Annotated in this window: 27 protein-coding genes; 15 read left to right on the top strand and 12 right to left on the bottom strand. The window is 70.6% G+C overall.

What is annotated here, in order from left to right; all coding sequences use genetic code 11:
* Nucleotides 1-95 precede the first annotated feature (95 nt).
* On the bottom strand, nt 96-431 hold the full coding sequence (locus OG194_RS19745) for a YnfA family protein (RefSeq protein ID WP_327402149.1): 336 nt from the start codon (nt 429-431) through the stop codon (nt 96-98).
* Nucleotides 432-562: 131 nt separating this feature from the next.
* On the opposite strand from OG194_RS19745, the gene OG194_RS19740 reads away from it, so the two are divergent.
* The 4 genes from OG194_RS19740 (at nt 563) to OG194_RS19725 (ending at nt 3,123) form a co-directional block, all read left to right on the top strand.
* Nucleotides 563-1,048: a hypothetical protein gene (locus OG194_RS19740; RefSeq protein ID WP_327402148.1), complete on the top strand. Its 486-nt coding sequence runs from the start codon at nt 563-565 to the stop codon at nt 1,046-1,048.
* Between the two features lie 110 nt (nt 1,049-1,158).
* Nucleotides 1,159-1,632, top strand: a complete 474-nt coding sequence (locus OG194_RS19735; protein WP_033282572.1) for a MarR family winged helix-turn-helix transcriptional regulator — start codon at nt 1,159-1,161, stop codon at nt 1,630-1,632.
* Nucleotides 1,633-1,845: 213 nt separating this feature from the next.
* Nucleotides 1,846-2,373: a DUF1062 domain-containing protein gene (locus OG194_RS19730; protein WP_327402147.1), complete on the top strand. Its 528-nt coding sequence runs from the start codon at nt 1,846-1,848 to the stop codon at nt 2,371-2,373.
* 195 nt (nt 2,374-2,568) lie between these two features.
* Nucleotides 2,569-3,123 (top strand): hypothetical protein, encoded by a 555-nt coding sequence (locus OG194_RS19725; protein WP_327402146.1) that lies wholly within the window; start codon nt 2,569-2,571, stop codon nt 3,121-3,123.
* Here the strand turns inward: OG194_RS19725 and OG194_RS19720 are convergent.
* The 4 genes from OG194_RS19720 to OG194_RS19705 all read right to left on the bottom strand — a co-directional run bounded on the left by OG194_RS19720 (nt 3,092) and on the right by OG194_RS19705 (nt 7,368).
* A complete protein-coding gene (locus tag OG194_RS19720; protein WP_327402145.1) occupies nt 3,092-3,790 on the bottom strand; it encodes a response regulator transcription factor in 699 nt (232 codons plus the stop codon). The two genes, OG194_RS19725 and OG194_RS19720, sit on opposite strands and share 32 nt — an antisense overlap.
* The gene (locus OG194_RS19715; RefSeq protein ID WP_327402144.1) at nt 3,787-4,944 is read right to left on the bottom strand and encodes a sensor histidine kinase; all 1,158 of its coding nucleotides are present in this window, start codon (nt 4,942-4,944) and stop codon (nt 3,787-3,789) included. The genes OG194_RS19720 and OG194_RS19715 overlap by 4 nt, the downstream gene beginning before the upstream one ends.
* A 130-nt stretch (nt 4,945-5,074) precedes the next feature.
* Complete coding sequence (locus OG194_RS19710) at nt 5,075-6,508, bottom strand: MFS transporter (RefSeq protein ID WP_327402143.1); 1,434 nt, start codon at nt 6,506-6,508, stop codon at nt 5,075-5,077.
* Between the two features lie 56 nt (nt 6,509-6,564).
* Nucleotides 6,565-7,368, bottom strand: coding sequence for a helix-turn-helix domain-containing protein (locus tag OG194_RS19705; protein WP_327402142.1), 804 nt, complete (start codon nt 7,366-7,368; stop codon nt 6,565-6,567).
* Between the two features lie 127 nt (nt 7,369-7,495).
* Here OG194_RS19705 and OG194_RS19700 point away from each other — a divergent pair, with 127 nt between their 5' ends.
* From OG194_RS19700 to OG194_RS19685, 4 genes are all read left to right on the top strand, one after another.
* A complete protein-coding gene (locus tag OG194_RS19700) occupies nt 7,496-8,599 on the top strand; it encodes an LLM class flavin-dependent oxidoreductase (protein WP_327402141.1) in 1,104 nt (367 codons plus the stop codon).
* Nucleotides 8,596-9,204, top strand: coding sequence for an FMN reductase (locus tag OG194_RS19695; protein ID WP_327402140.1), 609 nt, complete (start codon nt 8,596-8,598; stop codon nt 9,202-9,204). The genes OG194_RS19700 and OG194_RS19695 overlap by 4 nt, the downstream gene beginning before the upstream one ends.
* 192 nt (nt 9,205-9,396) lie before the next feature.
* Entirely contained in the window at nt 9,397-10,167 is a 771-nt protein-coding gene (locus OG194_RS19690; RefSeq protein WP_327402139.1) for a response regulator transcription factor, read from the top strand.
* Nucleotides 10,168-11,613 (top strand): sensor histidine kinase, encoded by a 1,446-nt coding sequence (locus tag OG194_RS19685; protein WP_327402138.1) that lies wholly within the window; start codon nt 10,168-10,170, stop codon nt 11,611-11,613. It begins immediately after the preceding gene.
* 125 nt (nt 11,614-11,738) lie between these two features.
* On the opposite strand, the gene OG194_RS19680 is transcribed toward OG194_RS19685, so the two are convergent.
* Nucleotides 11,739-13,124, bottom strand: a complete 1,386-nt coding sequence (locus OG194_RS19680) for a histidine-type phosphatase (RefSeq protein ID WP_327402137.1) — start codon at nt 13,122-13,124, stop codon at nt 11,739-11,741.
* 156 nt (nt 13,125-13,280) lie between these two features.
* Between OG194_RS19680 and OG194_RS19675 the strand changes: the two genes are divergently transcribed.
* Nucleotides 13,281-13,715 carry a hypothetical protein gene (locus tag OG194_RS19675; RefSeq protein WP_327402136.1) on the top strand — a complete coding sequence of 145 codons (435 nt, stop codon included), beginning with the start codon at nt 13,281-13,283 and terminating at the stop codon, nt 13,713-13,715.
* Nucleotides 13,716-13,724: 9 nt separating this feature from the next.
* Here OG194_RS19675 and OG194_RS19670 read toward each other — a convergent pair whose 3' ends face one another.
* Nucleotides 13,725-13,877: a hypothetical protein gene (locus OG194_RS19670; RefSeq protein ID WP_327402135.1), complete on the bottom strand. Its 153-nt coding sequence runs from the start codon at nt 13,875-13,877 to the stop codon at nt 13,725-13,727.
* Between the two features lie 490 nt (nt 13,878-14,367).
* Between OG194_RS19670 and OG194_RS19665 the strand changes: the two genes are divergently transcribed.
* Nucleotides 14,368-15,102 carry a GPP34 family phosphoprotein gene (locus tag OG194_RS19665; protein ID WP_327402134.1) on the top strand — a complete coding sequence of 245 codons (735 nt, stop codon included), beginning with the start codon at nt 14,368-14,370 and terminating at the stop codon, nt 15,100-15,102.
* A 17-nt stretch (nt 15,103-15,119) separates the two neighbouring features.
* Here the strand turns inward: OG194_RS19665 and OG194_RS19660 are convergent, their stop codons facing one another.
* A complete protein-coding gene (locus tag OG194_RS19660) occupies nt 15,120-15,941 on the bottom strand; it encodes an SAM-dependent methyltransferase (protein ID WP_327402133.1) in 822 nt (273 codons plus the stop codon).
* 132 nt (nt 15,942-16,073) lie between these two features.
* Nucleotides 16,074-16,859 carry an NAD-dependent epimerase/dehydratase family protein gene (locus tag OG194_RS19655; protein ID WP_327402132.1) on the bottom strand — a complete coding sequence of 262 codons (786 nt, stop codon included), beginning with the start codon at nt 16,857-16,859 and terminating at the stop codon, nt 16,074-16,076.
* A gap of 97 nt (nt 16,860-16,956) precedes the next feature.
* Between OG194_RS19655 and OG194_RS19650 the strand changes: the two genes are divergently transcribed.
* On the top strand, nt 16,957-17,391 hold the full coding sequence (locus OG194_RS19650; RefSeq protein WP_327402131.1) for an HIT family protein: 435 nt from the start codon (nt 16,957-16,959) through the stop codon (nt 17,389-17,391).
* Between the two features lie 12 nt (nt 17,392-17,403).
* Here OG194_RS19650 and OG194_RS19645 read toward each other — a convergent pair whose 3' ends face one another.
* Nucleotides 17,404-17,553: a hypothetical protein gene (locus tag OG194_RS19645; RefSeq protein ID WP_327402130.1), complete on the bottom strand. Its 150-nt coding sequence runs from the start codon at nt 17,551-17,553 to the stop codon at nt 17,404-17,406.
* Nucleotides 17,554-17,766: 213 nt separating this feature from the next.
* A complete protein-coding gene (locus tag OG194_RS19640; protein ID WP_327402129.1) occupies nt 17,767-18,825 on the bottom strand; it encodes a LacI family DNA-binding transcriptional regulator in 1,059 nt (352 codons plus the stop codon).
* A gap of 148 nt (nt 18,826-18,973) precedes the next feature.
* Here OG194_RS19640 and OG194_RS19635 point away from each other — a divergent pair, with 148 nt between their 5' ends.
* From OG194_RS19635 to OG194_RS19620, 4 genes are all read left to right on the top strand, one after another.
* Nucleotides 18,974-20,092, top strand: a complete 1,119-nt coding sequence (locus OG194_RS19635) for a substrate-binding domain-containing protein (protein ID WP_327402128.1) — start codon at nt 18,974-18,976, stop codon at nt 20,090-20,092.
* A 111-nt stretch (nt 20,093-20,203) separates the two neighbouring features.
* The gene (locus OG194_RS19630) at nt 20,204-21,238 is read left to right on the top strand and encodes an ABC transporter permease (RefSeq protein ID WP_327402127.1); all 1,035 of its coding nucleotides are present in this window, start codon (nt 20,204-20,206) and stop codon (nt 21,236-21,238) included.
* On the top strand, nt 21,235-22,029 hold the full coding sequence (locus tag OG194_RS19625) for an ATP-binding cassette domain-containing protein (protein ID WP_327402126.1): 795 nt from the start codon (nt 21,235-21,237) through the stop codon (nt 22,027-22,029). The genes OG194_RS19630 and OG194_RS19625 overlap by 4 nt, the downstream gene beginning before the upstream one ends.
* 86 nt (nt 22,030-22,115) lie before the next feature.
* Nucleotides 22,116-23,180, top strand: a complete 1,065-nt coding sequence (locus OG194_RS19620; protein WP_327402125.1) for an aldose 1-epimerase — start codon at nt 22,116-22,118, stop codon at nt 23,178-23,180.
* Nucleotides 23,181-23,262: 82 nt separating this feature from the next.
* Here OG194_RS19620 and OG194_RS19615 read toward each other — a convergent pair whose 3' ends face one another.
* A complete protein-coding gene (locus tag OG194_RS19615) occupies nt 23,263-23,700 on the bottom strand; it encodes a hypothetical protein (RefSeq protein WP_019061278.1) in 438 nt (145 codons plus the stop codon).
* Nucleotides 23,701-24,222: the final 522 nt, after the last annotated feature.

Here is a 24,222-nt window from a genome sequence, read left to right as displayed (position 1 = left end):
AAGACACGTCAATGAGACGGATCGACGGGATCGTATGTACGAGTTCGTATGTACGACTCCGTCCAGGATAGGGGGGCCGGTTCCGGGGCTCCGGGTCAGTTCCCCCGGGGCGCCCACATGATCACGGCCATCCCGGCCAGGCAGATCAGGGCGCCGGTGATGTCCCAGCGGTCGGGCCGGTAGCCGTCCGCGACCGCGCCCCAGGCCAGCGAACCGGCGACGAAGATCCCGCCGTACGCCGCGAGGATGCGGCCGAAGTGGGCGTCGGGCTGGAAGGTGGCGACGAAGCCGTAGACGCCGAGGGCCATGACCCCGCCGCCGATCCACAGCCAGCCGCGGTGTTCGCGCACCCCCTGCCAGACCAGCCAGGCGCCGCCGATCTCGAAGACGGCGGCGACGACGAAGAGGGCTGCGGAGCGGAGCACGAGCATGCCCGCCATCACATCACGCGGGCTGTCACCTGATGGACGGCGCCTGTCGCGCGCTCCGCGTGGGATACATCCGTACGACCACCACGGCGGGGTGCAGCCGTGGAGGCGTGGCGTACTGAGGAGCGGATGGCATGCGGGTACTACGGGTACTACGGACTTTTGCTGTAGGGGCTGCCGCGCTGGCGGTGACGGGCGCGGCCCCGGGCCTGCCCGCTCACCCGGACATCCCGGGCCCGGAGGCGGATCTCGCCTACCACGGCTCCGCCACCATGACCGGCGGCCGGGTCGACGTCCGGTTCACCCCGCGCAACCACGGTCCGTCCGCGGTGCCCGACGCGACCGTACGGCTGCGCTGGTCGAAGCCGCTCGCGGACGCGCAGACGCTGCCGCAGGGGTGTGCGCGGTCGGGGGAGCGGGTGGTGGTGTGCCGGACGGGGGCGCTGGCCGCGGACGCGGTGGGCGAGCGGATCGAGGTGCGGGTACGGCTGCGGGACGCGTCCTCCGAGGTGCTGCTGGAGCTGGACACGGTGTGGGGCGGGGGCGCGGTGGACGGGAACCGGGCCAACGACCAGCAGCGGGTGCTCGTCCTGGACACCGGTGACACCTACTACTTCTGAGCCACACCCGTAGTACCGAGGAGCCACGCCCGCGGGCGCGTCGTACGATCTCGATCTCCGCACGGCACGTCCGGCACGTGCGGAACGGCACAGGCGACGAGGGGTACGACATGTCCGGGAACGCGCGGGCGCGGCTGCTGGACGAGTTGTCCTCCGTATCGCGCCGGTACATGGCGTCGTACGCCCTGTTCAACCAGGCTGTCGCCGACCGGCTCGGGCTGCACCCCACCGATCTGCAGTGTCTGAACCTGCTCACGCTGGAGGCCGGGCCCGTGACCACGGGCCGGGTCGCCGAGCTGACCGGGCTGACGACCGGGTCGGCGACGCGGCTCGTGGACCGGCTGGAGCGGGCCGGGTACGTCGTCCGGGAGCGGGACGCGGAGGACCGGCGGCGGGTGCTGGTGGCGACCGTGCCGGAGAAGATCACCGAGTTCGGGCGCATGTGGAACCGGCTCGGCGGCGGCTGGTTCACCCTCTTCGACGAGCTGGGCGACGCCGAACTCGCCGTGATCGTCGGCCACATGAGGCGGACGGTGGAGTTCAGCGGGCAGCAGATCGCGCGGCTGCGCGCGGGGGACGTGTAGCGCCGGGGGCGCCGAAAACCCGTTGAGCGGCGCCTTCGCGCGCCGTTATCGTCCTGCCGAATCCAGTCGTCTCGGCAAGGACGTGCCGTTGTACACCGTGTGAGACCCCCCGAGTGCTGATCTGTCGCGCGTCGCGCCTGTGCGCCGCGCCCCTTTCCGCTGCGGACCTCTCACTGGAACCGGTGTACTTCTGTGCTCGCCACCTGGTTTGTCATGCCCACCCGCCTTCCGCTCGTCCTCCGCCGTTGCCACGCGTGCGCGTCCGAACGCTTCCGGGTGAACGGCAGGTTCCGCGTCAACGCCCATCACAAGCTCATCGACGCGTGGCTCCTCGCGCTCTGCACCGGCTGCGGGGACACCACGAAACTGACGGTCCTGGAGCGGGCGAACGTGCGCTCCGTACGCCCCGGACTGCTGGACCGGCTGCATGCCAACGACCCTGTCCTGGCAGCCGAGTTGCTCCAGGATCCGGTGCTGCGGCGGCGTAATCGCATCGCCCTCGACTGGGACGGCGCCTGGCGTCTCGACACCGGCGGAACGGACTTCGCGGACCGCGAGGTGATCGAGGTGGAGGTGCGGTTCGCGGCGCGGATACCGGTCCGGCCGGTGCGGCTGATCGCCGAGGGGTGTGGTCTGTCGCGGGCCGAGGTCGGGAGGCTGATCGAGGAGGGGAGTCTCGTGTCGGCGGTCCGGCTGGGCGCCCGACTCACCGGCGACTTCACCTTCACGCTCAAGCGCTGAGAGCTGAGAGCTGAGAGCTGAGCGCTTCTCGCGAGCGGCGGCCTGCCCCGAGGGCCCCCTAGGGGCAGGCTCCACCTCGCGTCTCCACCCGGAAATCCACCCGTGGGTCCGGGAGCTTTTCCGGCTTCGGCGGGAGAGTCGGACTCAGGAAAACGCGAGGCGGGGACACCGCCGGGGACCGAGGAGTGGGACGTCATGACGGACATGGAGCAGGCGCTGACGATCAGCGGGGGCATCTTCGCGGTGATGATGCTGACGCAGTACGGGCGCCGGAAGTACGACCTGCACAAGGTGCTGATGCCGATCGGCACGGTGTCGGCGGTCGCCTACTTCTATCTGCGGGGGATGCCCACCCAGCACGTCGACGTGGTCGTCTATCTGGTGGGCGCGGCGATCGGGCTGGCCTGCGGTGTCGTCGCCACCCTCACCACCGGCGTGGAGCGCGACCCGGCCTCGGGCCGTGTGCACACCCGGTGCGGCGCGGGGTTCGTGGCGATCTGGACGGCGGTGGTCGGGCTGCGCATCGCGTTCATCTACGCCGCCGAGCACAACACCTGGTTCCGCGACCACCTCGGCACGTTCATGACCGAGCACCAGATAGTCCAGGACGCCATCGCCCCGTTCTTCGTCATCATGGCGCTGGCCATGGTCCTCACCCGGGTGTTCCTGCTGCTGGCCCGCGTGCGGCTGCTGCCGGCCGGGGCCCAGGGGGCGGCCCTCACCCAGGGGTCTTCACCAGTCCGTGGATGAACGCGTACTTCACGGCATGCGCCCGGTCCCGCAGATGCGCCTTGGAGAAGAGGTTGTTGATATGAGTCTTCACCGTGGCCTCGCTCACCACCAGCCGCTCGGCGATGCCCCGGTTGGTGAGGCCCTCGCCGATCAGCGTGAGCACCTCGACCTCCCGGGGAGTGAGGTCCGGGGCGAGTCCGGCGCCCGGCCGCTCGACGGGGGCGCCACCCCGCGCGGCGGCCGCGACGAGCCGGTCCCGTACGGCGGGGTCGAGCACGGACTGCCCGGCCGCCGCCACCCGCACCGCGCGGGTGATGTCCTGCCGGCCGGACTCCTTGGTGAGGTAGCCGCGGGCACCGGCACCGAGCGCGGCGAGGATGTACTCCTCGTCGGCGAAAGTGGTGAGCACGACGACGGCGACCTGCGGGAAGCGCTCGGTGAGCAGCCGGGTGGCCTCGACCCCGTCCATCCGCGGCATGTTGAGATCCATCAGGATCACGTCCGGGGAGTGCTCCTCGGCGGCCCGCACGGCCTCCCCGCCGTCCCTCGCCGTCGCCACGACCTCCACACCGGGCTGCAGATCCAGTACGGTCGCCAGCGCCTCGCGGACGGCGGTCTGGTCGTCGGCCACGACCACTCGCACGACGGCCTGCTGATCGCCCTGCCCTCGCTGCTCGTCGCTCATCCCGGGATCACCACGCGCACTCGCCAACCTCCCGCGTCGTCGCCGTCCACGATCGGCCCGGCCGTGACCGTGCCGCCCACCAGGTCGAGGCGCTCGCGCATCCCGACCAGACCCATCCCGCTCCCCGCACCGGCCAACGGCCGCGAACCCTCAGGCGGCGAGGAGTTCACCACCTCGAAGACCGTCTCGTCCGGTAGGTGCTCCAGGCGCATGCGGACCGGGGCGCCGGGCGCGTACTTGTGCGCGTTGGTCAGCGCCTCCTGGGCGCAGCGCACGATCACCTGGGCGAGGCGGACGGGCAGTTCACGCCGCGGCCCGTCGACGGTCAGCGTACCGGCGTCGGACACGGAGTCGAGCATGGACCGCAAGGTCTCCACCAGCGGCAGCGCGTCCTCGCGCAGGTCCCCGACCGTGCGCTGCACCTCGGTCAGCCCCGACCGCACCAGGCTCTGCGCCCGCTGGGCCGCCTGCCGGGCCCGTTCGACGTCACCGGACTCCAACAGGGCGTCGGTGACCTCCAGTTGCATGTTCACCCCGGCCAGCGAGTGGGCCAGTACGTCGTGCACGTCCCGGGCGATCCGGGCCCGCTCGGCGAGCGCCTCGGCCCGCGCCTCCGCCCGCGAGGCCAGTTCCGCCTGCTCGGCGGCGGCCCGCGCGGAGCGCAGCGCGGCGGTGTGGGCACGGTTGGAGAGCCCGACCAGCACACTGACGCCGGTGAAGGCGCCCACGAGCCACGAGGTGCCGTGGTTGCCCCACGGCAGGAGCAGCACCCCCGCGCACAGGGCGCTGGTGCACGCGGCGAAGGGCAGCGAGCGGCGGCTGTCGAGGCGGTATCCGGCGTGCCCGGTGACGAGGTACGCGAACAGGGCCGACGCCCCGGAGCGGTCCAGGCCCATCAGCGCGGCGGCCCCGGCCGCCCAGACACAGAGCACCGCGAGCTGCGGCCCCGGCGCGAGCCGCCCCTCCGGGATCAGCCGCGTGCACGTCATCAGCGAGACCAGGACCAGCAGACACAGCACCGCGAGCCCGGTCCCGGAGAACCCGATGGGCCGCACCGCGATCGCGCCGACGACGATGGCGACGACGGTGCCGAAGACCTGGATGGGGTTGTTGTCCGCCGTGAACCACCGAATAACGCGCTGAGTTCGGTTCACCGGGGGCTCTCTTCCCGCTGTTGCTGTTGCTGTGGCGATTGTTGTGGCTGTCGCTGTTCTGGGGACGGTGACCGCCGTCGTCGTCCGATCGCTGCGAAAGCTACCAGCGTGCGGGTGTGCCCGTCGGTGCTCAGTGACCATGGTCGGCCGGCGCCGCGCGCGGCAGCAGCCGTACGAGACACAGGCACAGGGCGACGGCAGCGCCGACCGCACCCAGGCTCACGAGGAGCGCGTGGGTCGTGCCGCCGCCGACTGCCGCGAAATACACGGTGGTCACGGCCGCCGCACCGATCGCGTTGGCCAGTTGCTGCACCGCGTTGAGCGAGCCGCTGGCGCTGCCCGCCTCGGACGGTTCGATGTCGCCGATGGTGACGTCGTAGATCGTGCCGAAGCAGGTGCCCATGCCGAGTCCGATGAGGAGGAGGGGCGGGACGAGGGCCCGACTACCCGTCCCCGTACCGGAGTTGGTGACCAGAGCGGCGAGGTAGCCGCAGCCGGTCAGGATGATCAGCAGGCCTGTGGCGGCGAGGCGGCGGCCGTGGCGGTGGATGAGCCGGTAGCAGGCGATCGAGGCGACGACGATGCCGGCCGAGAGCGGGACCAGGCCGAGGGCGGTGCCCGCGGGGGAGCGGCCGAGGCCTTGCTGGAAGTAGAGGGAGATGACGTAGAGGAGACCGGCGACGGCGGCGAAGGCGACGACGCCGAGGAGGAGGCCCGCGGTGAAGCCGCGGTTGTGGAGGAGGGAGGGGCGGATGAGCGGTTCGGGGGCGGTGCGCTGGCGGTGGCAGAACCCGGCGAACAGGGCGAGACCGAGGAGTAGGAGGGCGAGCGCGGGGCCGGTCCAACCGTGCGTGGAGCCGTAGATGACGCCGCCGAGCAGGCCGAGCATGGCGCCCGCGATCAGGGCGGAGCCGGGGCCGTCGACGCGGGCGGTGCCGTCGCCGGTGTCGTGGGGGAGGAGGCGCAGGGCGGCGAGGAGGGCGGCGCCGCCGAGGAGGAGGTTGATGAGGAACATGGGACGCCAGCCGAGGCCGCCGAGATCGGCGTCGACGAGGAACCCGGCGAGGATCGGCCCGCCCACCGCCGACAGTCCCATCACCGGCCCGAACAGGCTGAACGCCCTGCCGATCTGGTCGCGTGGCCAACTCGCGCCGAGGATGCCGAAGCCCTGCGGGATGAGCAGCGCCCCGAAGGCGCCCTGCACGAGCCGGGCGACGACCAGGAAGACGGGGCCGGGCGCGAGCCCGCAGGCCAGGGAGGCGACGACGAACCCCGCGAGTCCGACGAGGAACACCCGCCGTCGCCCGTACCGGTCACCGAGCCGCCCGCCGGGGACGAGGAGGACGCCGAGCGCGAGGGCGTAGGAGGCGCCGAGCCACTGGACGAGGGCGGGGCCGCCGCCGAGGTCTCCGGCGATGGTCGGGGCGGCGATGTTGGTGATCGTCGAGTCGAGGAGGTCGAGGACGTCGGCGGCGAGGATCACGGCGAGGATCGCCCAGCGGGTGCGGGCGGGGAGAGGTGGGTCCCCTTCAGGCTTGTTTGTGTTGTGCAGAGTCTGTGTCACGCAGATAAATATCCGTGACCGTTCTCCATCCGGTCAACCGGATTAGAAGCGTGCCGTCAGTGCACACCCTGTGCGTACGCCGTCGGCGTCACCCCGACCGTCGCCGTGAAGTCCCGGACCAGGTGGGCCTGGTCGGCGTAGCCGAGGTCGGCGGCCAGGCCCGCCCAGTCCACGGGCTCCTCGGCGCCGGCCCGCTCCAGGGCCTCGTGGATGCGGTAGCGCAGGATGACCCACTTGGGGCCGACGCCGACGTACGCGGCGAAGAGGCGTTGCAGCAGCCGTAGGGAGAGGCCCTCGGCGTGGGCGAAGTCGGTCACGCGGCGGATCGTGCGGTCGGTGCGGATGCGGTCGACCAGGGTGGTCGCGAGGTCGGCCTGTGGGTCGGGGCGGGGGTCGAGGGCGAGCAGGAAGGTGTCGAGGGCGGCGACGCGGGCGGTCTCGTCGGGCAGGTCGAGGACCGTGGCGGGGTCGATGTCCGGGAACACGTCGGGTTGCCGCACTCGCTGCCCGGTCCACTCCGACACCGGCCGGTCCGGGGCGACGGTACGGAAGGCACCCGGCCGGAACTTGATGCCGCACACGCGCCCCCGCCCCTCCAGTTTCTGGGCGAAGAGGCCGTTCGGGATGCCCGCGATCTCGACGAAGGCGTCCTCGCCGGCGAGGTGCTGGAAGACGATGTGCACGGCCGGGTGCGGGACGACGTGCGAGACGTAGGGCTCGGTCAGGTCCCAGTCGATCAGCCAGTAGTGCTCGATGTACGGGCGGAGGGCTTCGGCGGGTTCGGGGCGGCGGAAGTGCACGCGGGCGAGGAGTTCGGCGGGGTCGACGATTCCTCGCGTGTCGCGGTCCGGGGCGGCCATGAGGGGATCGTAGGACGAGCCACTGACAACGGCCGGAGGGCGGCGGTTGTGCCGAGCGGAATATGTGCGGTGGGGTGGCCGTTGGAGGGTATAGTTGAATAATCAACAACCTGGAGGGTGAACGACCATGCAGTTCGGGATCTTCAGCGTCGGCGACGTCACACCGGACCCGACCACCGGACGGACGCCGACCGAGCGTGAGCGCATCAAGGCCATGGTCGCCATCGCGCTGAAGGCCGAGGAGGTCGGGCTCGACGTCTTCGCGACCGGTGAGCACCACAACCCGCCGTTCGTGCCCTCGTCGCCCACCACGATGCTCGGCTTCATCGCGGCGCGGACGGAGAAGCTGATCCTCTCCACCTCCACCACCCTCATCACCACCAACGACCCGGTGAAGATCGCGGAGGACTTCGCGATGCTCCAGCACCTGGCCGACGGCCGGGTGGACCTGATGATGGGCCGCGGCAACACCGGCCCGGTCTACCCGTGGTTCGGCCAGGACATCCGCCAGGGCATCAACCTGGCGATCGAGAACTACGCGCTCCTGCGCCGCCTGTGGCGCGAGGACGTCGTGAACTGGGAGGGCAAGTTCCGCTCCCCGCTCCAGGGCTTCACCTCGACGCCGCGTCCGCTGGACGACGTACCGCCGTTCGTCTGGCACGGCTCGATCCGCTCGCCCGAGATCGCCGAGCAGGCCGCCTTCTACGGCGACGGCTTCTTCCACAACAACATCTTCTGGCCGGCCGACCACACCAAGCGGATGGTCGAGCTGTACCGGGAGCGGTACGCGCACTACGGCCACGGCACGCCGGAGCAGGCGATCGTCGGACTCGGCGGCCAGGTCTTCATGCGGCGCAACTCCCAGGACGCGGTGCGCGAGTTCCGCCCGTACTTCGACAACGCGCCGGTCTACGGCCACGGGCCCTCCCTGGAGGACTTCACCGACCAGACCCCGCTGACCGTCGGCTCCCCGCAGGAGGTCATCGAGAAGACCCTCGCGTTCCGGGACTACGCCGGTGACTACCAGCGCCAGCTGTTCCTGCTGGACCACGCCGGGCTGCCGCTCAAGACGGTCCTGGAGCAGCTCGACCTGCTGGGCGAGGAGGTCGTGCCGGTCCTGCGCAAGGAGTTCGCGGCGAACCGCCCGGCGGACGTGCCGGAGGCGCCGACGCACGAGTCCCTCAAGGCCGCCAAGGCGGCCGAGTCCGCTCAGGAGGTGTCTGTCGCATGAAGCTCGTAGTCGTCTCGGCGGGGCTGAGTGTCCCGTCGTCCACGAGGTTGCTGGCCGACCGGCTGGCGACCGCCACGGCGGGCGTTACGTCGGGCGTCGCGCCGGCGGAGATCGAGGTCGTGGAGCTGCGCGACCTCGCCGTGGAGATCGCCCACAACCTCACCAACGGCTTCCCCGGCAAGAAGCTGGCGGCCGTCCTGGACGCGGTCGCGGAGGCGGACGGTCTGATCGCCGTGACGCCGGTGTTCTCGGCGTCGTACAGCGGACTGTTCAAGTCCTTCTTCGACGTGCTGGAGAAGGACGCACTGGTCGGAAAGCCGGTGCTCATCGCGGCGACCGGCGGCAGCGCCCGCCACTCCCTGGTACTGGAACACGCCCTCCGCCCGCTCTTCGCCCACCTGCGCGCCGTGGTCGTCCCGACCGGTGTCTACGCGGCCTCCGAGGACTGGGGCGCGGAGGGGTTGCCGGAGCGGATCGAGCGGGCGGCGGGGGAGCTGGGGGCGCTGATGAGGGGCTTGTCGACAGCGCGTCCGGCGAGCAGGCCGACGGTCGTCCCGTTCACAGACCAACTAGCGGCGCTGAACATCAGCCCGTCCGGCGTTTGAGGACGAGGCCCCTTCAGGGCCGACGGGGGCCTGGGGGCCGCAGTCCCCAGGGACACCGGCCACACCCGACCGTGAGAAGACGGTAGGAGCAAGGCCCGGGTTGCGCCCAGCTCGGTGAGAGCCAGGTAAAAAGGGTGATCGTAGACCTGCCCCCACCGGTCAACCGCCGGAGGCCTTGGCACACTGGGTGACGTGCCCCAGACTGTGCTGCTCGCCGAAGACGACCGTGCCATCCGTCATGCCCTGGAGCGGGCCCTGACCCTGGAGGGCTACCAGGTGACCGCGGTCGCCGATGGTGTCGAGGCGCTCGCGCAGGCGCACCGCACCCCACCGGACGTGCTGCTCCTCGACGTGATGATGCCCGGCATCGACGGCCTCCAGGTCTGCCGGGTGCTGCGCGCCGAGGGCGACCGCACCCCGATCCTCATGCTGACGGCACTCGTGGAGACCGCCGACCGCATCGCGGGCCTGGACGCGGGCGCCGACGACTACGTGGTGAAGCCCTTCGACGTGGAGGAGGTCTTCGCGAGGCTGCGTGCCCTGCTCCGCCGCACCAGCCCGGTCCCGGCGAACGGCGTCCCCGGCCCGTCCACCACCTCCGGCGCCTCCACGGACGTACTACGGGACGGCCCGCAGCCGACCTACACGACCACGCCCGCCGACAAGCAGATCACCGCGGCCGGCCTCCGCATGGACCTCCAGGCGCGCCGCGTCTGGCGTGACGAGCGTGAACTGGAGCTGACCCGGACCGAGTTCGAGCTCCTCGAACTGCTCGTGCGCAACGCGGGCATCGTCCTGGACCACTCCACGATCTACGACCGCATCTGGGGCTACGACTTCGGCCCCGGCTCCAAGAACCTCGCCGTCTACGTCGGCTACCTGCGCCGCAAGCTCGACGAGCCCGGCGCGCCGCAGCTGATCCACACGGTGCGTGGCGTGGGTTACGTGCTGCGGGAGGACTGAGTGGGCCGCCTGCGGCGGTTCGTGGCCACCAGGCGACCCAGACTGGTTTCACTCCGCACCACGTTCGTGCTGTCCTTCGCGGCGGTGACCGCGGCGGTCACGCTGCTCGTCGGCGTGCTGTCGTACGGCGCGGCGGCCCGGCTGGTCCGGGTCGACCAGGAGTCCGTGTTCGACCAGGTCGTCCAGGATCTGCAGGACGAGGTGCGGACGCACCGGATGACGACCGAGGACTTCTCCTCCTCCGCGCCCGGCCACGACATCGTGCGGCCGGCCCGTACGGACGTGCAGGTGCTCGGGCGGGACGGCGGGGTCCTCGACAGCGGCAGCCCGGCGCTGCCCGTCACCGGCGACGACCGGGCGATCGCGGGCGAGTGGGTGGCCGGGAAGACGGTGGAGCACAAGGACGTCGCCGTCGCCGAGGACGTGTACCGCATCGCGACGGTCTCGCTCGGCTCCGGGCGGGGCGCGGTGCAGGTCGCGCAGGAGTTCAGCGACACGGAGGATCTGCTGCGGGCGTTGCAGCAGCGGACGTTCGTGCTGATGGCGGCGGTGGTCGTGCTCGCGGGGCTGTGCGGCTGGTGGCTGGCCCGGCGTATCACCCGGCGCCTGATCATCCTCACCGCGGCGGCCGAGGACGTGGCCCGCACCCGTCGGCTCGGCGTCCAGGTCCCGGTCACCGGCTACGACGAGGTGGGCCGCCTGGGCAGGGCCTTCGACCGGATGCTCGGCCGCCTCGCGCAGTCGGAGGAGGACCAGCGCCGCCTGATCCAGGACGCGGGCCACGAACTGCGCACCCCGCTGACCTCCCTCCGTACCAACATCTCCCTGCTGCGGCGGATCGACGAGCTGCCGCCCGCCACGCGCGAGGAACTGGTCGCCGACCTCTCGCAGGAGGCCCGCGAACTCACCGACCTGGTCAACGAGTTGGTGGATCTGGCGGCGGGCCAGTCCGACACCGAACCGCCCCAGCAGGTGGACCTCGCGGACATCGCGGAGGACGTGGCGGGCGTCGCCCGTCGCCGTACCGGCCGTGACATCACCGTCCGCGCGAGCGGAGACACGACGACCGACGGCCGTCCCGGCATGCTCCAGCGCGCGATCTCCAACCTTGTGGAGAACGCGGCCAAGTTCGACCGCGTGGGCCAGACCCCGATCGAGATCTCGGTCTCGGGCCCGGCCCGCCCCGGTACGGTTCGCGTCGAGGTCCTCGACCGGGGCCCCGGCGTCTCCGAGACCGATCTCTTCCGCATCTTCGACCGCTTCTACCGCGCCGCCGACGCCCGTTCGCTCCCCGGCTCGGGCCTCGGCCTCTCGATCGTCCGCGAGGTGGCACTGGCCCACGGGGGAGCCCCGTTCGCGCTACGACGGGACGGCGGCGGGTCGGCGATCGGGTTCACGGTGGGCGGCGTCACCGCTCCCGGAAGCGGGCCGCGCGGCCGAGGCTGACGGGCTCGCGGCGGGGGAGAGGTGGTCTGAAAAAGTGTGTCACTTTCTGGGAAAGTGACACACTTTTTCGGAGAGGGTCCCCCGGGTGCCGGAGGGGTATCCGCGCGTACCGGATACGGGGCAGGTCAGCCCGCCGCGTTCGTGCGCCCGAAGCAGCGCTCCAGTTCGTTCAGGTCGTAGAACTTGCTGCCCTTCGAGACGGGGCGGCAGCCGGCCTTGAAGGCGGTCTCCTTCTCGTTGTAGAGCATGCGGACGAGGTAGGTGTTGCCCTTGCGGAACACGTCCCACTGGATGTTGGAGCCGAGGGGCGCGACGGCCGCGCCCCGCCACGGGTTGCTGCCGTAGGTGTACGGCTTGGCCGTGGTGACGCCCTTCGTGCTGCCGGGCAGGCCCATCAGCGCGGCCAGCGGGATGATCTCCTCGGCGTGGGTGAAGCGGAGTTCGGCGCCCAGGTCGCTCGTGCCGTCGCGCTTGGCCTCGGCCTTCTTGAAGAAGTCGTCGAGCAGGACGTCCGCCATCTTGTACGTGATGTCGCTGTCCGCGAAGCCGGGCCCCTTCTCGTAGAAGTCCTCGGCGTCGGAGATGTACCCGAACCAGTCGGCGTCGCGCGCCGAGATGTACCGGTCCATGCCCCAGCCCTTGCCGCCCGGGCTCTCCTCGCTCATCGCGGGGGCGATGGCGTACAGGTTGTAGACGGCGGTGGCGGCCTCGACGTCGGTCCCGATCGACGCGAACTCGCCCGCCGTGATCCGGTCCACGAACGCCGACTTGAACAGCTTCTTCAGTACGTCGCGTGCGGCGCGGTGGGTGGCCGGCTGGTCGGTGACGGACTTGAGGGTGGCCGCGAGGCGCTTGTCGTTCGCGATGTAGTCGCGGTAGGCGGCCCCGCCGTCGGCCTTGTGGAAGTAGAGGAGGTCCTTGTCGGTACGGGTCGCGCCGATGAGGGAGGTCAGGTCGGGGTCGGTCTGGGCGAGCGCGGCGCCGTAGAGATTCGCGCTGTCGACCGCACGCCCCTGCCCCGAACTGACCACGTCTATGGGCTCCTTGTTCTCCGCGATCGACGCGAAGAGGGTCGGCAGCCGCTTCGCCATCCGTACGGCGGTGTCGTGGATCTCCTCCTTGCCGCGCGCGCTGAGGTCGCCGTACCCGACGGCACTCATGGCGGCTTCGAGGGCCTGCGCCTTCGGCCCGAACTCCCGTCCCTTCGCGGTGAGTTGGCCCTCGGCCTGGGCCTTGTCCAGGAGCGCGAGGATCAGGTCGCCGTCCGAACTGTCGGTCGCGGACCGGGACCCGTGCCGGGACACGTTCTCGGTGAAGACAGGGGTGAAGCCGGCCGGGACCCTCTGGTACGAGCGGGAGTTCTGCTCCGGCTGGTACACGGCCTTGGTGCCGAAGCTGTCGGTGTGGGCGTTGCTGTGGCTGCCGCCGTTGCCGGGGGCGGCCTGGGCGGCGAACGGGGTGGCCAGCAGCGCGGTCATGCCGAGGACCAGGGCGGGGGTGAAACGTCTCATGTGGCGCATGTTTCGCGGATGACATGAACGCCGGGTGCACTGCGGGTGACTCCGGGGGCCCGGCTTTCGCGGCGCTTTGTCGACGCTTGTCGGCTGTGCGCCGCGAGTGGATCAGTAGGGTCGGGTCAAGGCGGGGCGGATATGGGAGAGGCAGGCATGTTGTTCGGGACGCGGGCCGGATTCGGGTTGGAGTTCCACCTCGAACAGGACGCCCATCTGCTGTGCGTCGATGTCTTCGTCGGCGGGCTGCATGTGAACACGTGGGACAACGCGTTCTATCCGCCCCTGCTGGTCAAGGAACTCACCGACGAGTTGCGGCGCTTCCGCACACCGGGCGCGCGACCGGCGGGTTTCGCCTGCGACTTCCTGGAGTGGGGGGAGTGCACCAACGACGTGTGGGCGTACGCCTTCCCCGACGGCGACTGGATCCACCTCGCCTGCCGACTGCACGGCGATCGGGGCACGGCCACGGGTACCGAAGCGGTGGCGACGGTGACCCGGACGGGGTTCGTCGAGACGTTGGAGCAGAGCCTCGCCGTGGCCGAACGGGAGTGGGGGGTACGGCGGGCGCGTCTCAGCGGGCGCGGGTGACGCGGGGGTTCACGATCGCACCGTGCCGTCGGCCGGGGCGAACAGGTGCGCCATCGCCTGCCAGAGGGGCATCACGCGAGGGGTGGTGTGCGGGGTGCGCCGGGCGGGGGACGGCTGCGTGGTACGGGCGTCCTTGGTGAGGGAGACGGCGGTGTGAGGCATGGCGGTCGGTTTCCTTCCGGCGAGTCGTTGACCTTGACCGTGCGAGATCAACGATGCCGTCGCCGGGCTGCCGCCACGAGGGGGTGAGCTGCCCAGTTGGGGGTGCGGCTGGCTCCACCATCACGCCGGTGGGCGAGGAGGAGGGAGTGCGGGTGGTGGGGGTCGCTGGAGGCTGGGGTAGATCTAACCACTCTCGTCCGTGTTGACTGGTTAGAAAATGTCCCAGCTTGTGGAGGGTGGTGGTGCAGTTGGGCGCTGGAGTCCAGGAACGCGGCACCGTGCCCAGTGTCGGTCTGCGCGGTGTCCAACTGGGGGACGGACCCGCCGACGGAGTTTGACGCCGGAGCGCTGGGGCACGGGCGGCCAGGGCCACGGCACCGTCGTACCGTACGGCGGCCTGTCCCGCCCGGAGGGCAAGGCGGTGTGGTTCGACCTGCCCGGTACCGCGACCTGACCCCGGACGGCCGCCCCGCCATGCAGAATGCACCGCATGTTCGGACCCGCCCCGCTCCAACGCCTGTCCCTGCCCGAGGAGTTCACCCTGCTGTCGTACGGGGAGAACGGCAGGGTGCCTAACTCGGCCCAGACGGCGGCAGGTTGCGCGGCGGCGGAGCTCGGCGAACTGGCCCTGCGGAGAAGGCTGTTGGTCAGACCGCGGAAGACAGGAAAACTGGGCCTGGAGATCTACCAGCTGCGGGGCGAGATCGAGCTGAGGTCCAGCACGCCCGACCTGCCCAACATGCCTGGCACGGGACTGACTTGGGCGGATGACCTGCTGTCCGCGTTACGCGCCCGTACTGCCACCCTCGCCCCCCGCCCCCTGACGGTGACCCGCTGGCTGAGGGAACGCGGCCGAGGAGCACTCGCACTGCACACGGCCGCCCTCACCGAACGAGGGGCGCTGCGCCACACCCCCGGCACCTTCCTCACCAGAACCCGCCATCACCCGGACCCGGTCCTCCGTACCGCTCTGCTCAACGGCGTCCGTGCCGTCCGCGCCGAACAGGTGCCGCTCGACGAACACATGCTGTTCCTCTGCGACTTGCTGGACGGCGCCGGTCTCACGAAGGACTTCGGCCTCACCCTGACCCGACCCCAGCGCCTCGAACGCGCCCGAGGCACCGGCGCGGCGGGCGCCCTCCCGGAAACCCTGCGCGACACGAGCACCGTGCTGGGCTTCTCGCTGCCGGGCCGGGAGGGCAGGACGATCACGATAGGTGACTAACGGCGGGGCGCGGGTGGCTAGTTGTCCTTGCGGGCAACCCCGCCGTAGATGCCGATCGGCGCGGCGCCCGGGGCCGGGGTCTCGTCCGGCCGCCAGTGGGTGACGCGGACCAGGCCCGGGTCCACGAGGGTGAAGTCGCCGAAGAAGTCCAGGACTTGGGCGTGGGCGCGGAGGTTGAGGGTGGCGGTGGCCCGGTTGTAGACGGACGCCGCGTCGTGCCGGCCGTCCTCGTGGACGTCCCCCGTGGCGTGCGACAGGACGAGGTAGGAACCGGCCGGCAGCGCGTCGCGCAGGGTGGCGACGATGCCGTAGGGGTCGTCGCCGTCGTCGGACAGGAAGTGCACGACGGCGACGAGCAGGACCGCGACCGGCTGGTCGAAGTCGATGGCCTTGCGGACCTCGGGGTGGTCGAGGATCGAGCGGGGGTCGCGCAGGTCGGCCAGGATGACGGAGGTGTCGGTGTCCTCCATGAGGGCCATCGAGTGGGTGCTGACGATCGGGTCGTTGTCGACGTAGACGATCCGCGTGTCCGGGGCGATGGCGTGCGCGATCTGGTGCACGTTCGGCTCGGTGGGCAGGCCGGTGCCGATGTCGAGGATCTGCCGTACCCCGCCCTCCTGGACGACATGGCGGACGGCCCGGTGCATGAAGCGCCGGTTGGCCCGTACGCCCTCCCGCACCTCCGGCGCCGCCTTGATGAACTGCTCGGCGGCCTCCCGGTCGACCTCGTAGTTGTCCTTGCCGCCGAGGAAGTAGTCGTACATCCGGGCCGGGTGGGGCTTGCTGGTGTCGATGATCAGTGGCTGCGCGCCACTGCCGTCCCCGCTGGGAGAGGTCATGAGGCCAGGCTCCGTATTGAAGAGTCGCTGTCAGATCATCATCCTGACACGCCTGCCGTCGGGGTCAGGGCCACACCGGGCAATACGGTTCCCGAAGTTCCGACGTGTTTCCGCCGCCCGTCGGGAGTGGTCTCACGCCCCCGTGGCCAGGCCGTGCGCGAGGAGGCTCTCCGCGGTGTCGGCGATGGTGTCGGCGACGGGGCGGGGCGTCCAGCCGAGGAGGCGTTGTGCCTTCGCGCCGGTGGCGTCGAAGTCCTGGCCGAGTTGCGGGCGCAGCGCGCGCAACTGGGGGGTGAACCGGCCGAGGAAACGAGCGAGGACCAGGGGCAGTTCGCGGGTGGGTGCCTTCGGGGCGCGGTCGCCGAGCCGGCCGCGCAGGATGCGGGCGACCTCGACGGTGCGCAGGCTGCGGCCGGCGGAGGCGAGGCGGCGCTCACCGGCCGCCGAGGTATCGGTCATGGCGCGCAGATGGAGGTCCGCCACGTCGCGGACGTCGACCCAACTCGATCCGAACGGCGGGCAGATGGCCATTTCCCCGTCGACCATGCCCCGGATGATCCGCAGCGACGGCGGATCGTCGGGCCCGAGGACGGGGCCGAGCACGCCGACCGGGTGCACGGCGCCGAGTTCGAGCCCGTCGCCCTCCTCCCGGACGAACCGCCAGGCCGCACGCTCGGCGAGCGTCTTGGACCTCTGGTACGGCGCGATGTCGGCGTCGACGTTCGTCCAGTCCTCCTCCGTGAACGGCGTCGAGCGCGCCGGATGGCCGTAGCCGAGGCGCCGAACGCGCTGGTCAGCACCACCCTGCGGACGCGGGCGGCGCGGGCTGCCCGCCTGATGGAACTCGCGATCGACGGCTTCCGGCCGTAGGACGCCGGACGGCCACTCCGGGGGGCGTGGTCCTCGGTGGACGACCAAGCCCTGTACGAACTCCGCGGAACGGGAAGGGTGGCGAGCCGAGTTGGACGCCTATGAGGACAGAGCCCGGCGTGGGCCGTGCTTCGTGTGTGCCTTCGTGTCGGGGCACCCCGGGTACGGGCATCACACGGTCTTCGAGGACGCGGACCACATCGCGTTCCTCGACCGGTGGCCCACCCTGGCCGGAAAGGTCCTGGTCGCGCCGAAGAGGCATGTCGAGCATGTCGTCCGGGATCTCGACCCGGAGGCGTACGTCCGGCTCATGCTCGTCGTCCGGGAGGTCGCCCTCGCGGTGGAGGAGTGCGTGGGAGCCGAACGGACGTACCTGTACTCGCTGGGGAGCATGCAGGGCAACGCGCATCTGCACTGGCACATCGCCGGCCTGCCGCCGGGTGTGCCCTACGGGCGGCAGCAGTTCCACGCGCTGATGGCGGAGAACGGGGTACTGGCCGTACGGCCGGAGGAGTTCGCCGACATGGCCGCGCGTATCCGTGAACGCATCGCGGCCCGGGGCGGGCTCCAGGGGCTGTGACGAGACCGTCCGCTACTCCTTGACCGCCCCGGCGTTCGCGTCCTGCACGAAGTAGCGCTGGAAGTCGACGCGGGAGGCCTCCTCCACCTCGCGGGGGATCGCCTCGAAGAACTGCTTCATGATGAAGATGCCGGCCGCGTCCACCATGAGCGGCAGGATCATGCCGGGGACCGACTGGACATCACGGTCACGGCAGACGGAACAGCACAGGTGACGGCGCCGGAGGGCCTGACGGTGACCACGGCCTGACGAAGGTTCTTGTCGCCGGGGGTGGGGTCATTTCTAACCAGTCGCAGGCCGGACAGCAGTTAGTCTGGACGGCACAGCTTTCATGAGGGCTTCGCCGATCGCCGGCGGCGGGTCAGCCGTAGCGGGTCAGTCGTGGTGGGGTACCCCGGCCGGGATCTCGCCGGAGCCCCGCTCGATCAGCCGGGTCGGGATGGTGACGGTGCGGGTGGGTGACTGGTCGCCGTCCAGTCTGCGGAAGAGCATCTCGGCGGCTGTCCTGCCCAACTGCTCGACGTCCTGGGCGATGACGGAGATCCCCGGGCTGAGGATGTCGGCCAGGGGGAAGTCGTCGAAGCCCACGTGGGCGACGGTGTCCTGTAGTCCGAGGGCGCGCAGGGCTCGCACGGCTCCTATGGTGACGAGGTTCTGGCTGGTGAACAGTGCGGTGGGCGGGTTCGGCAGCGCCAGCAGCCGCCGGGTCGCGGCGATCGCGGACTCCTCGCTGGCCCCGGTGTGCCGGACGATCTCGTCGTCGTACTCGATGTGCCCGACTTCCAGGGCGTGCCGGTAGCCGTCGAAACGCTGGCCGGCGGTGGAGATGCTCGCGCGGTCGCCGAGGTAGGCGATACGGCGGTGGCCCGCCTTCAGCAGGTGGTTGACGGCGGTGAGGGTGCCCTGCCGGTTGTCGGAGACGACGGTGTCCGCGTCGAGCAGGCTGGGCTCGCGGTCGACGAAGACCACGCGGGTGCCCGACCGCTGCTCGCTGATCAGATAGCTGTGGTCGCGCCCGGCCGGCACGATCACCAGGCCGTCGACCCGCCGGTCGATGAGGGCACGGGCCAACTCCCGTTCCCGGGCCGGGTCCTCGTCCAGGCTTCCGACCAGTACGAGCACTCCGCGCCCCCGTGCCACGTTCTCGACGGTGCGGGTCAGGGCCGCCGAGAAGGGGTTCGCCGAGTCCTCGACGAGCATCCCGATCGTGGCCGTACGGCCGTCCCCGCGGCGCAGGCTGCTGGCGGTCAGGTTCGGCCGGTAGCCCAGTTTGTCGGCCGCGTCGCGCACCCGCGCGGCGATGACCGGATCGACGGTGGGCACCTCGTTGACCACGCGGGAGACCGTCTTGATGGCGACGCCTGCCAGTGCCGCCACCTCGCGCATGGTGGGGCGGCTGCGCGGGGACGGCGACGGCGGCTCGCCCAGGGTCATCGTTGTCTCCAACTGATTCTGCGTTACCGACTCGTTGCCGACGCATGTTTACCAGTGTCTTGACGCGCTCGTCCATACGGGCCCACTATCCCGTCGAGTCAACGTTGTCTCAGCGTCGACCAAGGGACGGCTCGAAAGGGATCACGTCATGAACCTCTCCTCCAGCCAGGCGTCGGGCCTCCGCAGTCGGCGCACCCGGGCGGCAGCCGTCGGCGTCACCATCTGCCTCGGCGCCACCCTCGCGGCCTGCGGTTCCTCCGACTCGGGCTCCTCGTCGTCCGGCAGCGGGAAGGTGGGTGTGTCGCTGATCCTGAAGACGCTGAGCAACCCGTACTTCGTGAGCATGGAGAAGGACGCCAAGACGCAGGCCACCAAGGACAAGGTGAGCCTCACGGTGGCGGCGGGAACGTCGGACGGCGACACCCAGACCCAGATCACCGCCATCGACAACGCCGTCTCGCGCGGCGACAAGGGCATCCTGATCACCACCAACGGCGACGCGGTGAACACCGCGCTGAAGCGCGCCAAGCAGGCCGGCCTCTTCGTGATCGCCCTGGACACCGCACCGAACCCGGCGAACGTCGCGGACATCACCTACGCGACCGACAACGAGCAGGCGGGCAAGCTCGACGGCCAGTACGCGGCGGCGGCCCTGAACGGCAAGCCCGCGGTCATCGCCATGCTCGACCTGTTCAACAACCAGGTCGTCTCGGTGGACATCGACCGCGACCACGGCTTCCTGGAGGGCATGGGCATCGACCCGGGCAGCAAGACCGAGAACGGCAAGGAGGCCAAGTCCGGGAAGTACACGGGCGGCACGGGCGGCACGTACAAGATCGCCTGCCACCAGCCCACCCAGGGCGCCATCGACGGCGGACGCACCGCGATGGAGAACTGCCTGTCGGCCAACCCGGACATCAACGTGGTCTACGCGATCAACGAGCCCGCGGGCGAGGGCGCGTACAACGCGCTGAAGGCCGCGAACAAGGAGAAGAGCGTCGCGATCTACGCGATCGACGGCAGCTGCTCGGGCCTGAAGAACGTCACCAGCGGCAAGTTCGCCGCCGACGCCGTGCAGTACCCGGGGAAGATGGCGGCCCTCGGCGTCAGCTCCATCGCGAAGCTGGCCCGCGGCGGCAGCAAGCCCGGCGTCACCAGCGGCAAGTCGTTCTATGACACCGGCACCGCGCTGGTCGCCGCCAAGTCCCTCGCCGGTCTGACGGTCCAGTCCCCGGCGCAGGCCGCTTCCGCCTGCTGGGGCAGCTGATCCGGTCGGTCGGGTGGGCCGCCGGTACAAGTACCGGCGGCCCACCCGCACCACACGAACTCACCAGCCGTATGAAGGCCCGCACGAGGGACAGAACCGGAAGGACCCCCTGTGACCACCCACGTGGACAGTGAAGCGACACCGGCGCCGGCGGAGGACTTCCTCAACCGGCCCGCCACGCCGGCCCAGCGCATCCAGTCGGTGCTGCACCGTCAGCCGGCTCTCAGCCCGGCGATCGTCCTGGTGCTCGCCGCCATCGTGTTCTCCCTCATCAACGACCGCTTCTACGCGTTGCAGAACCTGTCGCTCGTCGCCCAACAGGTGGCCGTCATCGGCTCGTTGGCCGTCGGCCAGACCGTCATCATCCTCACGGCCGGCATCGACCTGTCCATCGGCGCGGTCATGGTGCTGGCCTCGCTGCTGATGTCGAAGCTCGTCGCGGACAACCACCTGCCGGGCGTCCTGGCCCTGCTCGCGGGAGCGGCCGTAGCCATCGCCGCGCAGGCCGTCAACGGGCTGCTGGTGACGAAGATCAAGCTGCCACCGTTCATCGTCACGCTCGGCACCCTCAGCATCTTCACCGCGATCACGCTCATCTACGCCAAGGGCCAGACCGTGTCCCTCCAGCCCGGCAACATCCTCATGTGGAGCGCGGACACGGTCTCCATCGGGCAACTGAACCTGACCACCGGCGTCCTGCTCATGATCGCCCTGTACGCGGTGATCGGCTACGCGCTGCGCTACACGGCCTGGGGCCGCCACCTGTACGCCGTGGGCGACGACATCGAGGCCGCCCGCCTGGCCGGCATCTCCGTCAACCGGGTGCTGCTGAGCGCGTACGTGGTCGGCGGGTTCGCCATCGCGGTGGGCGCCTGGATCCTGGTCGGCCGGGTCGGCGGCGGCGACCCGAACAGCGGCCTCAACGCCAACCTCCAGTCCATCACCGCCGTCGTCATCGGCGGCACCAGCCTGTTCGGCGGACGCGGCGTGGTGCTCGGCTCGCTGATCGGCGCGCTCATCGTCCAGGTCTTCGTCAACGGCCTGGCACTGGCCGGGATCGACCCCAACTACCAAGTCCTGACGGTCGGCGTGCTGGTGATCGCGGCTGTCTCCGTCGACCAGTGGATAAGGAGCGTGAAGGCATGACGACTGCCCCCACTCCCACCCCCGCCCCCGTTCTCGAAGCCAAGGGCCTGGTCAAGGTCTTCGGCCGGGTCGTCGGCCTGAACGACGTCGACCTCACCCTCTACCCCGGCGAGGTCCTCGCCGTCATCGGCGACAACGGCGCCGGCAAGTCCACCCTGATCAAGTGCCTCTCCGGGGCGCTCGTCCCCGATCAGGGCAGCATCCTGGTCGACGGCTCCGAGGTGAACTTCAAACGCCCGCAGGACGCCCGCGAGGCCGGCATCGAGACGGTCTACCAGACCCTCGCGGTGGCCCCCGCGCTGGACATCGCGAGCAACCTGTTCCTCGCCCGCGAGATCCGCCGCAAGGGTGTGCTCGGCTCGGTGTTCCGCATGCTCGACACCGGCGAGATGAAGCGTCAGGCGGCCGACCACATCAAGCGGTTGGGCATCAGCACCCTGCAGAACATCAACCAGGCCGTCGAGACACTCTCCGGCGGCCAACGCCAGTCGGTGGCCGTCGCCCGCGCGGGCGCGTTCGGCGGCCGGGTCGTCATCCTCGACGAACCCACCGCCGCACTGGGCGTCCGCGAGACCGGCCAGGTCCTCAAACTCGTCCGCGACCTGCGCGACCAGGGCCTCGGCGTCATCCTGATCAGCCACAACATGCCCAACGTCTTCGACGTGGCCGACCGCATCCACATCCAGCGCCTCGGCGGCCGCGCCGGGGTCATCACCCCGCAGTCGCACTCGATGGAGGACGCGGTGGCCATCATGACGGGGGCGAAGAAGCTCGTACCGGAAGCGGGGTGACGGGCCGTGGCGGGGGTGAGGGGGCTGGTTCCGGAGGCCGGGTGACGGGCGGGGGCGGGGGTGAAGAGGCTGGTTCCGGAAGCCGGTTGACAGGCAGGGGCGCTACGGCGGACACGTACCGGATCGCCGAGGGCCGCCTCGGCGACGAACCCACCGTGACCGTCTCCGCGCCGGACGGTGCCGCACGCGCCGTCCTCGCCCTGCGCGGAGCGACGCTGCTGAGCTGGCAGGTCGCACGCGAAGCGCCCGGGCAGTTCACTGAGCCGACTGAGCCGGTTGAACCAACTGAACTGACGGACGGCTACCGCGACGAGGCGGAACTGCGGTCGCAGGACGGCGTACGGGCGGGCCTGCTCGCCCCCTTCTCCAACCGCGTAGCCGACGGCCGCTACCACTACGGCGGCCGCGACCACGACCTGCTGCCCGCCCGCGTCGAGGACCGCACGATCTACCACGGCTTCGCACGCGAAGCGCCCTTCCAACTCGTCGGGGCCACCACGACGTCCGACTCCGCGCGGCTGCTGCTGCGCAGCACGAGCATCAGACCGGACAGGTACCCCGGTTACCCGTTCGCGCTGGACCTCGACGTGGAGTACACGATCGGCCGCCGCGAACTCGGCATCGAGATCCGGGCGACGAACGTAGGGGAGACCACGGCCCCCTACGCATCGGGCTGGCACCCGTACTTCACCTTGTCCCGCCCCCGCCCGATCGACGACTTGGTCCTACAGATCCCCGCCCACACCCTGATCCGCACCGACGCCTCCCTCATCCCCCTGCGCGGAAAGGAGGCCCTGCTGCCCCTGGACCGCCGCCCCGACCTGGACTTCCGTACGCCCAGAAGGCTCGGCGACGCGGTCATCGACGCCTGCTTCGCAGACCTGGCCCCCGGACCCGGCGGCCGGACCGAGACGGTACTGAGCGACCCCGCGACCGGAGCCGAACTACGCGTGTGGCAGCACGGCGGCTACCTGCACGTCTTCACCGGCGACACCCTGGCCCGCGACCGGCGAGCCTCCATCGCCCTGGAACCCGTCGAGGCCCCCACCGACGCGTTCAACCGCCCCGAACACACCAACGCCCTGTCCCTGGAGCCCGGCCGTCAGCGGGAGTTCCGCTTCGGGGTCACGTACCGGCCCTCGACGCACTGAGCTGTTGCCTGACGGCCCCTACCGGGACATGAAAAAGGCGGGGTCCGAGAACCCCGCCCCACACACCCCACGAACCCTCAACTCACGGCCACACCAGGCAATAAGGCTGATGCCCCGCTTCATGCAACCGATGGCTGAAGTCCTGCCACTCGTGCAGCAACTGGTACACATTGAACGCGTCCCGAGGCCCACCCCGGTCCGGCACCGTCGACCAGATGAACGCCGCCGCGCCGACCGCCTCCTCGCCGATTCCGCGGAGCGGGTCGACGACGGTCATCGGGAGTTTGACGACCGCGTAGTCCGGGTGCAGGACCACCAGTTCCAGTGGGGGCACCTTGTTGAGCGGGACGCCCTCGATGCCGGTGAGGACCATCGCGGCCATCGTCTCCGGCTTGATCTTGGTGAACATGCCGTTCATCCCGAGCTCGTCGCCGCCGAGTTCCTCGGGGCGCATCGAGATCGGGACGCGGGCCGCGGTCGCGCCGTCGGGCGCGCCGAAGTATTTGTAGGTCACCCCCACCCGACCACCATTCCTGCTCCCCGCCCGCAACTGATCGATCCGACGTTCGATACGTCGCTCATCCCGATCCGACTCACCCGAAACCGAACCAGATCCCGGACCCAGGCCGGATCCCGATCCCGAACCCGAGCCCATGCCGGATCCCGGACCAGATCCCGAACTCGCCCCCGCACCCGGCCCCGGACCCAAGCCCGATCCAGGCCCGCCCCGCCGTGCCTCGGCGGCTTCCTCCTCGTCGCGCCGGTGCTTCCCCCGCCGGGCACGCCGAGGACCCAGGTCGTCAGTCCCCTCGCCCAGTCCGCCACCGCGATGCATATCTCCACCCGACTGCTTTTCCAGGACGCGTGACCCTCGCCGCGCAACCCGATCATCGTGTCAGTGACCTCCCCCACGGCCGCCCGCCGAAACGTGCGCTGAAACACCTGTCCGCAGGATCTGCGCAAGCCCTGAACACCGTCGCCCGCATGAGCTGTGTGTGTCTGTGTGTATCAGGTCCCAGTCTCGCAGACGGGTGGGGGCCCC

Source organism: Streptomyces sp. NBC_01288, from assembly GCF_035982055.1.
Taxonomy (GTDB): Bacteria; Actinomycetota; Actinomycetes; order Streptomycetales; family Streptomycetaceae; genus Streptomyces.
Note: the sequence above shows the minus strand (reverse complement) of the source record. Positions and strands in the feature narration are given on the sequence as shown.